The 13158-nt window shown below is 71.0% G+C and carries 12 protein-coding genes; 10 read left to right on the forward strand and 2 right to left on the reverse strand.

The window, feature by feature from the left end; translation table 11 throughout:
* Window positions 1–183 precede the first annotated feature (183 nt).
* The 7 genes from GA0070604_RS16930 (at window position 184) to GA0070604_RS16960 (ending at window position 7597) form a co-directional block, all read left to right on the forward strand.
* Window positions 184–1683, forward strand: coding sequence for an FGGY-family carbohydrate kinase (locus tag GA0070604_RS16930; protein ID WP_091118816.1), 1500 nt, complete (start codon window positions 184–186; stop codon window positions 1681–1683).
* On the forward strand, window positions 1680–2297 hold the full coding sequence (locus GA0070604_RS16935) for a histidine phosphatase family protein (RefSeq protein WP_091118817.1): 618 nt from the start codon (window positions 1680–1682) through the stop codon (window positions 2295–2297). Before GA0070604_RS16930 ends, GA0070604_RS16935 begins: the two co-directional genes overlap by 4 nt.
* Window positions 2294–3073 (forward strand): DeoR/GlpR family DNA-binding transcription regulator, encoded by a 780-nt coding sequence (locus tag GA0070604_RS16940; protein WP_244161949.1) that lies wholly within the window; start codon window positions 2294–2296, stop codon window positions 3071–3073. Before GA0070604_RS16935 ends, GA0070604_RS16940 begins: the two co-directional genes overlap by 4 nt.
* Entirely contained in the window at window positions 3060–4472 is a 1413-nt protein-coding gene (locus GA0070604_RS16945; protein WP_091118819.1) for an FGGY-family carbohydrate kinase, read from the forward strand. Before GA0070604_RS16940 ends, GA0070604_RS16945 begins: the two co-directional genes overlap by 14 nt.
* Complete coding sequence (locus GA0070604_RS16950) at window positions 4469–5518, forward strand: 2-hydroxyacid dehydrogenase (protein WP_208602089.1); 1050 nt, start codon at window positions 4469–4471, stop codon at window positions 5516–5518. Before GA0070604_RS16945 ends, GA0070604_RS16950 begins: the two co-directional genes overlap by 4 nt.
* Before the next feature lie 180 nt (window positions 5519–5698).
* Window positions 5699–6562, forward strand: a complete 864-nt coding sequence (locus GA0070604_RS16955) for an alpha/beta hydrolase family protein (protein WP_091118821.1) — start codon at window positions 5699–5701, stop codon at window positions 6560–6562.
* 192 nt (window positions 6563–6754) lie between these two features.
* Window positions 6755–7597: a DMT family protein gene (locus tag GA0070604_RS16960; protein ID WP_091118822.1), complete on the forward strand. Its 843-nt coding sequence runs from the start codon at window positions 6755–6757 to the stop codon at window positions 7595–7597.
* A gap of 159 nt (window positions 7598–7756) precedes the next feature.
* Here GA0070604_RS16960 and GA0070604_RS16965 read toward each other — a convergent pair whose 3' ends face one another.
* Window positions 7757–10003, reverse strand: coding sequence for a penicillin acylase family protein (locus tag GA0070604_RS16965; protein ID WP_091118823.1), 2247 nt, complete (start codon window positions 10001–10003; stop codon window positions 7757–7759).
* A 477-nt stretch (window positions 10004–10480) separates the two neighbouring features.
* On the opposite strand from GA0070604_RS16965, the gene GA0070604_RS16970 reads away from it, so the two are divergent.
* Window positions 10481–10759, forward strand: coding sequence for an FmdB family zinc ribbon protein (locus GA0070604_RS16970; RefSeq protein WP_091118824.1), 279 nt, complete (start codon window positions 10481–10483; stop codon window positions 10757–10759).
* A 63-nt stretch (window positions 10760–10822) separates the two neighbouring features.
* The gene (fmdA, locus tag GA0070604_RS16975; RefSeq protein ID WP_091118825.1) at window positions 10823–12079 is read left to right on the forward strand and encodes a formamidase; all 1257 of its coding nucleotides are present in this window, start codon (window positions 10823–10825) and stop codon (window positions 12077–12079) included.
* Here the strand turns inward: fmdA and GA0070604_RS16980 are convergent.
* A complete protein-coding gene (locus GA0070604_RS16980) occupies window positions 12076–12540 on the reverse strand; it encodes a hypothetical protein (RefSeq protein ID WP_208602090.1) in 465 nt (154 codons plus the stop codon). The genes fmdA and GA0070604_RS16980 overlap by 4 nt on opposite strands.
* A 75-nt stretch (window positions 12541–12615) precedes the next feature.
* On the opposite strand from GA0070604_RS16980, the gene GA0070604_RS16985 reads away from it, so the two are divergent.
* A complete protein-coding gene (locus tag GA0070604_RS16985; protein ID WP_091118826.1) occupies window positions 12616–13080 on the forward strand; it encodes an SRPBCC domain-containing protein in 465 nt (154 codons plus the stop codon).
* Window positions 13081–13158: the final 78 nt, after the last annotated feature.

A 13158-nucleotide genomic window follows, 5' to 3' on the forward strand; every position in this document is an offset into this window, starting at 1 on the left:
GCGCGCCCGTCTTGGCCCATCTGATGGGAGATCCCGGGCCACCGAGAGGAGGCACGGCCGGAGCCGGCTGCGCTACGAGCTCGACCAGTCCCGCCCGCCCCGGCTCTGGCCCGAGCGATAAGTGGGTGTTATTTTAACATCAATTGAACGCTCACCTAGCCTGACGGGAAGCTGCGACCGCGCATGGGAACAGAGCACACTTCCACCTCGGACCTCTGGGCCGGCGTCGACGTCGGCACCCAGAGCCTGCGAGTCCTGCTGGCAGACGACCACGGAGTCGTGGTGGGACGCGGCGCCGGCCGACTGGACAGCCACCGATCCGGCCCGGTCCACGAGCAGGATCCCGAGCAGTGGTGGCAGGTCCTCGGCCAAGCGAGCAGAGAAGCTCTCGCCAATGCCGAGTGGACCCACCCCCAACCCGCCCGGCTCGTCCGAGGACTGGCGATCTGCGGCACGTCCGGAACCTTCCTCCTCGCCAGCGATACGGCGGCGCCGGCGAAGCCACTCACACCGGCGCTCATGTACGACGACGGGCGCGCCGCCGACGACTGGACCGGCCCCGGGCAACCCTCCTGGCCACGGGCGAAGCTCGCGTGGCTGGCCGAGCACGGCAGCGCACCGGTGCGCGCCGGACTGACCGCCGGACGGGTTCGGCTGGAGCACTGCCCCGACTTCCTCGCCGCACGACTGGTCGGGCACCCTGTCGCGACGGACTGGAGCCACGCGCTGAAAACCGGCTACGACCCGGCCGGGCAGGCCTGGCCGGCGATGTCCCCGGTGCCCTCGGGTGTCCTTCCGGATGTGGTGCGGCCCGGGACGCTACTCGGCCGCATCGACGCGTACGGCGCCGCGCACACCGGGTTCGCCGCCGGCACGCCCGTGCGCGCCGGGATGACCGACGGCTGCGCGGCGCAGATCGCGGCCGGCGCGCTGACCCTCGGCTCGTGGAACGCGGTACTCGGCACCACCCTCGTACTCAAGGGAGTTACGGAGCATCGGCTCAATGATCCGGCCGGCGCCGTATACTCGCACCGCCACCCCGATCACGGCTGGCTGCCGGGCGGCGCGTCAAGCGTCGGCGCCGGCACCCTCGCCCTGCGCTTCCCCGGCGCCAATCGCGCCCGCCGGGACGCGGCAGCAGCACGGTTCGAGCCGGCCGGCGGCATCGTCTACCCGCTCACCGGCCGGGGAGAACGCTTCCCGTTCGTGCGACCCGACGCGGAAGCGTTCGAAGCCGGCGCCTTCGTCGACGACGACGAGCGGTACGCGGCCACCCTGCAGGCGGTCGCATACGTCGAGAAGCTCGCGTACGCACACATGCGCCGCATCGGCGCGCGAATCGACGGACCGCACTACATCACCGGCGGCGGCACCCGTAGCCGCTACTGGTGTCAGCTCCGCGCCGACGTCCTCGGCCACGAACTCGTCCTGCCGGCCAACGCCGAGCCGGCCTTCGGCATGGCCGTCCTCGCCGCGGCCGGCGACGACCCGCTCGTCACCGCGGCCGGCCGCATGATCCGTCCCGGAACCGTCGTCGCACCCCGGCCCGGCGCGACCGCACGCTTCACCCACGCCTACGCGAACTTCCTCGACGCGCTGGTCGAGCGCGACTGGATCGACGCCGCGCTCGCCGACTACGCCAAGAACATCCCGCTCGTCGTCACCAACGGGGGTGTGGCATGAGGACCGTGGCGCTGGCTCGGCACGGCCGCACGGCCTGGCACTCACCCAACCGATACACCGGACGCAGCGACATCCCGCTCGACGCCGTCGGCGTACGGCAGGCGGACGCGTTCGCCCGCTGGGCCGCCGACCGCGGCTTCGTCGCCCTCGCCAGCTCCGACCTACGACGGGCGGTCGACACGGCGGCCGCCGCAGCAGCGACGACCAACCTCGTCCCGACCGCCGACCCGCGGCTACGTGAGCTCGACTTCGGCATCGCGGAGGGGCACACCCTGGCCGACCTCGATCCCACGGTCGCCGAACGGTTCGTCCGCGACCCTGTCACGCATCACTTCCCCGGCGGCGAGCACCCGGCCCACGCCGTCGATCGCTTCCGCGCCGGGCTCGCCGCGCTGAGCGAGCGAGCGCCGGACGGGCCTGTCCTGGTGGTGGCCCACAGCACCGTCATCCGGCTGGTCGTGTGCGCGGCACTGGGTGTGCCACTCGCGGAGTACCGCCGCCGGCTGCCGGTGCTCGATCCGACCGCGGTGAGCACGCTCCGGCTGCCCGAGAACGACGCGCCAGCCGCCCTGCTGGCCTACAACGTGCCGGTGTCTGAAGGATGGCGACCATGACCGACGCAACGGAGCGCAGCCGGCCGGCCCAGCGGCAGGCGGAAATCGTCGAGCACGTCCTGCAGCACGGTTCAGTGTCGGCCAACGAGTTGGCCGAGATGTTCCACGTCAGCCTCATGACCATCCACCGGGACCTCGACGAGCTGGAACGGCAGGGCGTCGTTCGCAAGTTCCGCGGCGGCGTGAGCGCCCAACCGTCGAGCGTCTTCGAAAGCAACGTGTCCTACCGGCTGCGCGCCGCGAAGGCCGAGAAGCTGGCCATCGCGCAACGGGCCCGCGAGCTGATCGAACCCGGCATGGCGATCATGCTCGACGACTCGACCACAACGCTGGCGCTCGCCCGGCTCCTGGAGGACGCGGCGCCACTGACCGTGATGACCAACTTCCTGGAGACCATCAAGCTACTCAGCACCATGCGGGGCATCCGACTGCTCGCGCTCGGCGGGGAGTACTACCCGACGCACGACTCCTTCCTCGGCGTGCCGTGCATCGACGCGATCGAGGCGCTGCGCGTCGATCTGCTCTTCGCCTCCACCTCGGCGGTTTCCGACAACTACGCCTACCACCAGGAACAGGAGATCGTCCTGGTCAAGCGGGCCATGATCCGTGCTGCCCAGCGATCCGTGCTCATGGTCGACCACACCAAGCTCGGCCGGGCCGCCCTGCACCGGCTCGCCCCGCTGTCCGACATCGACCTGATCATCACCGACAAGCAGGCACCGCCCGAGGCGCTGCTGGAGATGCGGGAGAACGGAGTCGCGCATGAAGCGGTCTGAGTGCGCCCATGCGGTCGGTGTCGACGTCGGTACCACCGTCACCAAGGCCGTCGTCTTCGCCGCGGACGGCACCGCGCTGCGTCGCGCCGCCCGGCCCACCGTGCTGTGCCGGACGGGCCCCGGCCGGTACGAGCAGGACACCGAGGTCGTCACCGCCTCCGTCCTGGCCGTGCTGGACGAACTCGAACCCGGTCCGGTCGCCGCAGTCGGCGTCACCGGACAGGGCGACGGGCTCTGGGCCGTCGACGAGGCCGGCCACTCGGTCCGGCCGGCCATCTCCTGGCTCGACGCGCGTGCCGCCGACATCGTCGCCGAGTGGACGGCGAGCGGCCTGCTGCGGCACATGTTCGACCGCACCGGCAACCTGCCGTTCGCCGGCAACGCCGGCCCGCTGCTGGCCTGGCTCGACCGCCACGAGCCAGCCACGCTGGGTCGGGCAGCCACCGCGGCGTACTGCAAGGACGTCGTCGTACAGCGGCTGACCGGACTGCGGGCGACCGACGTGTCCTCGGTGCCGTTCCTCGACCCGGGCACCCGCGACTACGACCCCGCGCTGCTCGACACACTGAATCTGGCGCACCGCCGGAACCTGCTCGCACCGGTGCTGGCCGCACCGGTCGGGGAGCTGAACACCGCGGTCGGCGGGCTGCCGAGCGGCACACCGGTGGTCTCCGCGCCGTACGACCTGCCGGCCGCGGCCCTGGGCGCCGGCGTCGCGAAGGTCGGCGACGGCCTGCTGATCGCCGGCACGACCCTGGCCTGCCAGGTGCTTTCCGACCGAATCGGCACCGGCGAGCCCGCCGGGCTGACGCTCACCACCTGGGAGCCGGGGCGGTGGCTCCGGGCGCTGCCGGCGATGGTCGGGACGGCCGGACTGGACTGGGTGCTGAACCTCGCCGGGGCGACCACCGACGACCTGCCGGCGCTGCTGGCCGACGGCGACTCCACCGGCCTGTCCGTGCTGCCGTTCTTCGCCGAGGCCGGGGAACGGGCGCCGTTCGTGGCGCCTACGGCCCGGGCCCGCATCGACGGGCTGCACACCGGCGTCACGCTCGCCGACCTGGTGGTCGCCACCTGCGAGGCGATCGCGTACAGCGCACGGCACTGCCTCACCGCCGCCGGCCTCGACGGCGAGTTGTACGCCGGCGGTGGCGGCATGCGCAGCCCGGCCTGGGCACAGATCTTCGCCGACGTTCTCGGCCGGCCCGTCCGGGTGCTGGCCGACGAGGAGATCGGTGCCCGTGGCGCGGCCCAGGCAGCCCTGCGCGCCGTCGGTAGCGCGGAACTGCCTCCACCGTCGACCACCGATCTCAGCCCGCGTCGCTCCCACGACGACCGCTACGCCGACTACCTCACCGCCGTTGCCAACGCCCGCTCAACCTGGAGGACCGCTCCGTGACCCGCGTACTCGTCGCCGGCGACCACTTCGTCACCCCCGCGCTCGTGGTCGACGCCCTCGACAGGTTCACCAACCTCGACATCGTCACGCACTCCGGACCATGGCCGCACACGCCGTTCGGCCGGGTCGGCGAGGTCGACGAGGCGTCGGACATCGAGGACGAACTCATCGACCTGCTGCCCGGGGTCGAGGTGGTGATCACCCAGATGGCGCCGTTCACCGAACGGGTGCTGGCCGCCGCCCCGACGCTGAAACTGATCGTGGTCACCCGTGGCGGGCCGGTGAACGTCAACCTGGCCGCCGCCAAAGCCCGCGGGATCGAGGTCCGCAGCACACCGGGACGCAACGCCGCAGCCGCCGCCGAACACACCATCGCGCTGCTGCTCGCCGCGCTGCGGATGATCCCAGCCACCCACGCGTCGGTGCTCGCCGGCCAGTGGCGCTCCGACCTCTACGCGCTCGACGCCGTCGGCTCGGAGCTCGGCGGCGCCACCGTCGGCCTGGTCGGCTTCGGCGCGATCGGGCGGCGGGTGGCCCGCATCCTGCGCGCTTTCGACGCCACCGTGCTCGTGCACGACCCGTACGCCGACCCCGCCGCCCTCGACGGCGCCGAGTCGGTCGCCCTGGACGAGCTGCTGTCGCGCAGCCAGGTGCTGAGCCTGCACGCCCGGCTCACCGCCGAGACCCGCGGCATGATCGGCGCGAAGGAACTGGCCCAACTGCCGCACGGCGCGGTGCTGGTGAACTCCGCACGCGGCGGGCTGCTCGACTATGCGGCGGTGGCCGCCGCGCTCGAATCGGGACGGCTGCGGGCCGCCGCCTTCGACGTGTTCGACGTCGAACCGCTGCCGGCGGACTCGCCCCTGCGGACGGCACCGAACGCGGTCCTGACCCCGCACCTCGCCGGCGCGACCGTGCAGACCGCCCGCCGCGCCGCGGAGCAGGCTGCCGACGCGCTCGCGGCGTGGCTCACCGGCGCCACCGTGCCGCCGGCATACGTGGACGTCGCGCCCGGCATCACCACCCCGAATCCGGGCAGCCGCTGATCGGCTCGGTCAACTCGCGGGCTGGCCCGACACCGATCTGTGCGACTCGTAGTCCAAGGGCTGGTCGTCGCACCGCCCAGCCCCCCGGATCATGCCACTATGGTCGGACGGCCATGAGCCGGGCGCAGGGCCGGATGGGGCTCGGCGCCCGGGCGGGCCGCGGCCCTTGGAGGTTGCGCCGTGCGCCTGGTACGCCCGTTGCTCGCCTGCTCACTGCTGATTGCCGGCCTGCTTGCCGGATGCGGACGTGGCGATCCGGTCACCTCCACCTCCATCGCCGCCACCCCGCCCGCAGGTGTCACCGAACGGACGGTGCAGATTGCCAACGGCGCCGACCGACCGCTGCCCACGCTGCTCGTCCACCCCACGGCGGCGGGGCGCTTCCCGGTCGTGGTGTTCAGCCACGGTTACACGCGCCGCCCGGAGGACTATCTGCGGCTGTTCCGCATCTGGGCGAAGGCCGGCTTCATCGTCGCCGCACCGACGTTCCCGCACTCGGCCCGCGGCTCCGAATCGCTCGACGACCAGGACATCGTCAACCAGCCGGGCGACAACGCGGCCGTCCTGACCGCCGTACTGGCCCTCGACACCACCGAGGGTGATCCACTGTACGGACACATCAAGCGTGACGCCGTCGCCGCGGCCGGGCATTCGCTGGGCGGCATGACGACCGTCGGCATGTTCACGAGGCACCGCGACGACCGGCTCAAGGCGGGCATCGTTCTCGCCGGCGGCCAGTGGCCGTTCGGTGTGGGCTACTCGGGCGCCCCGGCGCCGATCCTGTTCGTCCACGGGCGCCAGGACACGGTCGTCGAATTTGAGGGCGGCACCGAGGCGTACGAGCCGCTCGTCTGGCCCAAGGCGCTGCTGGAACTGCCGGACGGCGACCATCTGGCGCCGTACCTCGGGCCGGACCCCGACTTCGACGTGGTGGCCGCGGTGACCGTTGACTTCCTGCGCTGGGCGCTGCTCGGCGATCAGCCGGCGCGCGGGCGGATGGCCGGTGACGCGGGCAGCCGCGGGAAGGTGGAGGACCGCTTGTAACGGGTCGGTGCCATCTGATCCGGGTCACAGGCGGCTGGATAGCCGACAAAGCAACCAGCAGGACACACAGCCACCGATGAGCCCTTCCGGGGACACTGAGAGGAGGCCCCCTGCTCGCGATTCCGGCGCCCAGGCGGGTACCTCCAGGTCACCCGCCGACCGTTTCCGGCATCGACGACCCGGGGGCCGATCATGAATTTTGGCTTCGTGCTGGCGCTGGGCGCCGCGTTCTGCGCTGCCACCGCCGCGACCCTGCAGTCGATCGGGGCGCGCCAGATCGCGGCCACCGAGCATCTTGATCCTCGGCTGCTGTGGCGGTTACTGCGAAACGGGCCGTACGCCGCGGGCCTGGCATTGGACGGAGCGTCGTCGGGGCTCAGCTTCGCCGCGCTGCGGACCGTGCCGCTCTTCGCGGTCCAGGCGGTGGGAGCGGCGAACCTCAGCATCGTCGCGGTCCTGGCCATGCTGGTCCTGCGGGTCCGACTGGTGATGCAGGACGCCGTGGCGATCGGCGGAGTGATCGCCGGGCTGGTGCTGTTGGTGATCTCGACCGTCGGCGGGCCGCCGTCCGAGGTGCCGAGGACGGCCGGTTGGTGGCTGCTGGGAGCGGTGATCGCGTTGGCCGTCGGCGCATATCTGGGCAGCCCTCGGATGCGTAGTCCCGCCCTGCCGGGACTGCTGGCCGGCCTGTCCTTCGGGTCCGCAGCCCTCGGTGCCCGGCTGCTCGGCCGGGTCGGCGCGGTAGGTGACCTGCTGACCAGTCCGATCACCTACGCGCTGGTGATCGCCGGCTTGAACGGGCTGCTCCTGTACGCGACGGCCCTGCAACGCGGGTCGGTGACGATCGCCTCCGCGTCGGCCATCGTGGGTCAGACCGTGGCGCCGGCGATGGTCGGTTGGCTGCTGCTCGGCGACCGGGTCCGGCCCGGGTTCGCGCCGGTGGCGGTGCTGGGCTTCGTACTTGCTGTCACCGCTGCGGTAGCTCTCGCCCGGCATGCCCAGCCACCCGCGCCGCGGTCCGAGTGGACGCGGTAGCCGGCACGGATACCAGGGCCGGCGCCGATGCCGACGCGCCCCGACCGGTTGGCCGGACTGACCCGTTCGGCATCGACGACCTGCCCTGGGGAGGGGGCCGGTGTCACCGCCCCCGATCTTGAGAAGCGCCCCGTCGGGCCGCTTCCCGTTGGCGGCCGGTCACCTGCCCGGCTTGTACGTCCGCTCGATGTGGCCCTTGAGGTCTTCCGGGTAGAAGTAGACGGGCCGGAGGTTGCCGCTGGCGTACCGTTCGGCCTGGTCGTTGAAGTGCGGCGAGTCGGGATGCCCGCTCGTGCCTCCCGCGGTTACCGCCCAGGCGCGCAGCCTCGGCCCGAATTCCACGACGGCCACGAAGCTGTTGCCGCTGGTGCCGTAGTAGCGCTTCGTACCCGGGTAGCGCCTCGCCCCGAAAGAGGCGAGGGATCCCCATTGTGCGGAGGTGAAGGGCACCGGAAGGCTCGGCTTGGTGTCGTCGAACGTCTGGACGATCGCGCCGTCGTTGCGCTGGAAGCGGTTGATCTCGCCCCAGGGCACCTGCCAGCTGCCGAAGTCCTGCGTGAGCCGCTCCGCCGCCGCCTCGAGAGCCGCGAGGCGTTGTGGGTCGGTGGCGCGCTCGGCCAGGTAGTCCCACATCGACATGCCCGCGTCCTTCGCCGCCTGGGACAGGGGTGCCCAGAGCGCCTCGCCCCAGAACACGGCCAACGACGTCGCGGTTGACTGCGCGCCCCAGTGATAGTCCCAGCCGCGCAGCAGTCCGATCGGGCCGGCGAGCTTCGCCTTCTGCTGGTCACTCTCGGACAGCTTGTCCCACGCCCGGACGAGCCCGGGCACGAGCCGGGCGAAGGCGGTGAGGTAGGGGTCGAAGGCGGCGTCGAGGAGTGTCTGCGGGGTGAAGTCGTCCCGGGCGGTCAGCACCCGGATCGCCTGCGGCCCGCGCGGGTTCTCGCCGGCCTGGTCGAAGTAGCGGGGATAGTCGGCGGCGTTCGGGCTGTCCGCGCCGGCCGCGGTCCAGGGCCAGTTGTTCGCGTTGAACGCCCAGCCGTTCTTCGGGTTCACCGCCTGTGGCAGGCTCTCCAGGCTGTGCAGGCCGTGCCAGTCGGTCGCCGGGTCGCTGCCGTCGACGGGCTTGCGGTAGTCGAAGCGATCGTCTCGGATCGGCATGAACTGCGGCATCAGGAAGGCGATCTCGCCCTTCGAGTCCGCGAAGAGCGTGTTGTTCGAGCTGTTGGCCTTGAAGTCCGCCACCTTCAGGAAGTCCGCGTAGTCGCGCGTCTTGGTGCGCAGGAAGCTCTGTTGCAGCGCCTCGACGGGCTTGTTCATCAGCGCGAAGGCGATCCACCTGCCGTCCTGCTCGCGCACGATGGGGCCGTGGTGGGTGGCGTAGGTGGTGAAGCTGCGCTGCGCCTGCCCGCCATCCGTGGTGCGGTAGGACAACGTGATCGTCTTGCTGGTGACCGGGCGCAGTTCGTCGCCGTAGCGGTAGGAGTGGCCGCCATCGACCCCGGTCACGATCGTTTCGGCGAATTCGTCGACGTTGTCGACACCACTGGAGGTGTGCATCCACCCGGTGTTGGCGTTGAAGCCCTGGTAGATGAAGAACTGTCCCCAGGTGGCGGCGCCGTAGACGTTGAGCCCTTCGCCGCTGGTCACGTGCTGCTCCGAGCGGAAGAAGAAGCTGGTGTGCGGGTTGATCAGCAGCAACGCGTGGCCGTCGCGGGTGTGGCTCGGTGCGATCGCGAACCCGTTGGAGCCCTTGGGCTCGGCGAACAGCAGCCCGCGCTCCTCGTCGGTCATCGGCACCGCACGCCTGGCGTAGAAGGCTTCGAGCTGGGTGAGCGGCACCCGCTCGATGTCGCCGCCGATGCTGCCTTCGGAGAAGCTCAGCGGCATCCACGGCTCGAACCGGGTGATCACGCGTGGCCGCGTCTCGGGGTGCGTCGCGAGGTAGTAGTTCAGCCCGTCCGCCCAGGCCTGCATCAGCTCGCGCAGCCACGCCGGGCTCTGCGCATAGTCCCGCTTCAGGTCCTCGGGGTCGATGAACAGCCGTTGGCGCAGGTCCTGCCAGATCGCGCTCTCGCCCTCGGCCTCGGCGAGGCGGCCGAGGCTGACCAGATAGTTGCGTTCGATCCGGTCGAAGTCGTCCTCGGCCTGGGCGTACATCATTCCGAACACCGCGTGGGCGTCGGTCTTGCCCACCACGTGGGGCACGCCCCAGTCATCGCGAGTGATCGTGACGTGCGCGGCCTGCTGGTTCCAGCGGGCGTGGTCGGGCGGGGTTTGCGTGGGAGCGGCGGAGGCGCTGCCGGCTGGCAGGCCCGACGCGGCGGCGACGGCGCCAACGGCCAGTCCTGCTGCTCCGCCCAGGATGCGGCGCCGGCTCAGCCCATCGTTCTGCGGGTGGTTCATGTGTTGGTCCACCTTCGGTCAGGTTCGGGGGATCGTGGGGGTACGCGATGGCGTGGAGACCGTCTCCGTCCGTAGGGCTACTGCCAGGTCACCTCGCCAGGGTGACCGGGCGCGGTCGGATGGCTGGTCGGTGGTGGCCGTTGTTCGGCCAGGGAACGGCAGAGATCATCGCCGCCTCTCCGGGGCTGCTTGGTGATCAACCTGGTCTACAGGGGTATCACCTGCTCAAGCAGCGCGGCAATAGAGATCAACAGATGTTTGACGTGCGAGACACGCTCGTAATAATCGATGACTATCGCTTGACGATGACCGCGCTGCCGGGACAAGAGGCCATCGGATCGGCCCCACCATGACCAGTTCGCGGCCGTTTCGTCGTTTGACGCCCATTTTGCGGACAATCGCCCACAATTGGGGGACAGGGCGAGCCGCCACGGACCGGCCACCGCCCGCACGGGAGGCTGGGGACAGGGGACGGCGATGGCCACCTACGAGTACCGCTGCCGGCAGGACGGCAGCTTCGACGTCACGTTGCCGATCGGGACAGCGAGCCCCACGGTGCGCTGCCCGCGTTGCGGGGCGCCGGCCGGGCGGCTGTTCTCCGCCGCACGACTCGCCCGCACACCGGCGGCGCTACGCGAGGCGATCGACCGGGCGGAGCGCAGCGCGGAGCGACCGGACGTGGTCGGACGCGTACCCGGGGGTCGCCCAGCTCGCCGATCGACGAATCCCGCCCACGCCCGCCTGCCCCGATGGTGACCCGGCTCGGACGGCCCGGCCCACCTGACCCGCTCCGGCGGGACGAACGAAAGACAGAACGCCATGCCTGAACTGCTGTTCGCCCTCGACTCCGCCCGAAGCTTCACCGACCAGGAGAAGGTCGGACACAACCGGTGGCACCCCGACATCCCGCCCGTTGCGACGGTACGACCGGGCCAGACGTTCCGTGTCGACTGCCGCGAGTGGTTCGACGGCGCGATCCACAACGACGACTCGGCCGAGGACGTCCGGGACGCTCCACTGAAGCGGGTCCACGCCCTCAGCGGGCCGTTCGCCGTGGCGGGCGCCGAGCCGGGTGACCTGCTCATGGTCGACATCCTCGACATGGGTCCCATCCCGCAGGAGGACTCCGGTCCCCTGGCCGGCCAGGGCTGGGGTTACACCGGCATCTTCGCCAAGGCCAACGGCGGCAGCTTCCTCACCGATCAGTTCCCCGACGCGTACAAGGCCATCTGGGATTTCAAAGGGCACCGGGCCACCTCCCGGCACATCCCCCGGGTCTCGTTCACCGGGATCGCCCACCCGGGGCTGATGGGCACCGCTCCGTCCGCGTCGCTCCTGGCCACCTGGAACCAGCGCGAGGGCGCGCTGATCGCCACCGCGCCGAACCGGGTGCCGCCCCTGGCCCTGCCACCCGAGCCGGAGAACGCGATCCTCGGCACGCTGACCGGCGCGGAGTTCGACCGGGTCGCCGCCGAGGCGGCGCGTACCGCTCCGCCCAGGGAGAACGGCGGCAACCAGGACATCAAGAACTTCACCGTCGGCAGCCGGGTCTTCTACCCGGTGTACGTGCCCGGCGCCAACCTGTCCGTCGGTGACCTGCACTTCTCCCAGGGCGACGGGGAGATCACCTTCTGTGGCGGCATCGAGATGGGCGGCTTCATCGACCTGCACGTCGACCTCATCAAGAACGGCATGCAGACGTACGGTGTCGCCGAGAACGCGATCTTCCTCCCGGGGAACACCCCGCCGCAGTTCAGCCAGTGGCTTGCCTTCTCCGGAATCTCCGTCACCCTCGACGGCGAACAGCGGTACCTCGACTCGCAGCTCGCCTACCAGCGCGCCTGCCTGCACGCCATCGACTATCTGACCCGCTTCGGATACCAGCCCGAACAGGCGTACCTGCTGCTCGGCGCGGCACCGATCGAAGGCCGGTTCTCCGGCGTGGTGGACATCCCGAACTCCTGCGCGACCGTCTACCTACCCACCGAGATCTTCGACTTCGACGTACGGCCAACCGCCGCCGGCCCGACCAGGATCGACCCGGGCCCCGGCGCCCCGAAGGCCAGCCTGCGTTAGCGCTCCTGAAGACGCGTACGCGGCGATCCGTTCGACCGGTCGGCCGGCCCTCGTCTCGACGTGGGCTCAAGCCATGGCGCGACCCGGGGCGCGGTCACGACCAGTGCGACGGCGAGGACCGCGATCACCGCCTGCCCGATCCGGCCGGCAGTGATTCCTTCGGCGCGATCCAGCACGTGGTTGGCGTACCCGTTCGCCAGGGCGTCGGTGGTGAGAACGACGCAGCCCAGCACCAGCCCCTCGACCCGGCGCAACGCCAGCAGCAGCGCCGCGAGCGGATCCAGCACCGTCAGCGACAGGAAGTAGAGGGACAGCCAGGCGGGGGTCGACGCGGGCGGACCGACCCTGCCGCCGAACAGGTCGAGGAGGTGCACGACCCCGCCGTACGCGAACACGGCGGCGGCGGCCGCGACGATCCACCGAACCGAGCGCGGCACGCCCGCCCATCGCCCACTGCCCACCCGGCCATCATCCCTCGCCGGCCGGGCCGATCCATGCACCCGGTGCCGGCCGGGCGCTCGCACTATGTTGGGCCGATGTATTCGACTCGCGTCTCGCAGCATGTCAAGGCCCCGCGCGCGGCCGTCTACCGGGCGCTGGTGGATGCCGACGCCATCGCCAGGTGGCGGGTCCCAGCCGGCATGAGCAGCCGTGTCCATCACTTCGAAGCTCGTGAAGGCGGTTCGTTCCGCGTCTCGCTCACCTACGACACGACCGAGGGCGCCGGCAAGTCGACGTCGCGCACCGACACCTACCACGGTCGTTTTCTCAAGCTCGTACCGGACGAGCAGGTGATCGAAGAGTTCGAGTTCGAGACCGTCGATCCGGCGTTTCGCGGCATGATGACGATGACCACCACGCTCACTGACGCGGACGGCGGCACCGACGTCCTTGTCGTACACGAAGGCCTTCCCGACAGCGTCCCCGCCGCCGACAACGAAACCGGTACGCGCATGGCGCTGGCCAAACTCGCCCGGTTCGTCGAGACCGGCGAGGTCTGAGGCGTGCTCGAAGCCGGCAGCCGCACCTGGTCGTCTGGTCATCGTGGTGGCCCGGGCGACCGGACGCTCAGCTCCGTT

It is taken from the genome of Micromonospora eburnea, from assembly GCF_900090225.1.
Classification (GTDB): domain Bacteria; phylum Actinomycetota; class Actinomycetes; order Mycobacteriales; family Micromonosporaceae; genus Micromonospora; species Micromonospora eburnea.

What these genes read in the sequence shown, in the direction of transcription:
- GA0070604_RS16945 (WP_091118819.1), top strand. Translation starts at nt 3,060, where the DNA reads ATGAAGCGGTCTGAGTGCGCCCATGCGGTCGGTGTCGACGTCGGTACC.
- GA0070604_RS16970 (WP_091118824.1), top strand. Translation starts at nt 10,481, where the DNA reads ATGGCCACCTACGAGTACCGCTGCCGGCAGGACGGCAGCTTCGACGTC.
- GA0070604_RS16940 (WP_244161949.1), top strand. Translation starts at nt 2,294, where the DNA reads ATGACCGACGCAACGGAGCGCAGCCGGCCGGCCCAGCGGCAGGCGGAA.
- GA0070604_RS16985 (WP_091118826.1), top strand. Translation starts at nt 12,616, where the DNA reads ATGTATTCGACTCGCGTCTCGCAGCATGTCAAGGCCCCGCGCGCGGCC.
- GA0070604_RS16965 (WP_091118823.1), bottom strand. Translation starts at nt 10,003, where the DNA reads ATGAACCACCCGCAGAACGATGGGCTGAGCCGGCGCCGCATCCTGGGC.
- fmdA (WP_091118825.1), top strand. Translation starts at nt 10,823, where the DNA reads ATGCCTGAACTGCTGTTCGCCCTCGACTCCGCCCGAAGCTTCACCGAC.
- GA0070604_RS16930 (WP_091118816.1), top strand. Translation starts at nt 184, where the DNA reads ATGGGAACAGAGCACACTTCCACCTCGGACCTCTGGGCCGGCGTCGAC.
- GA0070604_RS16960 (WP_091118822.1), top strand. Translation starts at nt 6,755, where the DNA reads ATGAATTTTGGCTTCGTGCTGGCGCTGGGCGCCGCGTTCTGCGCTGCC.
- GA0070604_RS16935 (WP_091118817.1), top strand. Translation starts at nt 1,680, where the DNA reads ATGAGGACCGTGGCGCTGGCTCGGCACGGCCGCACGGCCTGGCACTCA.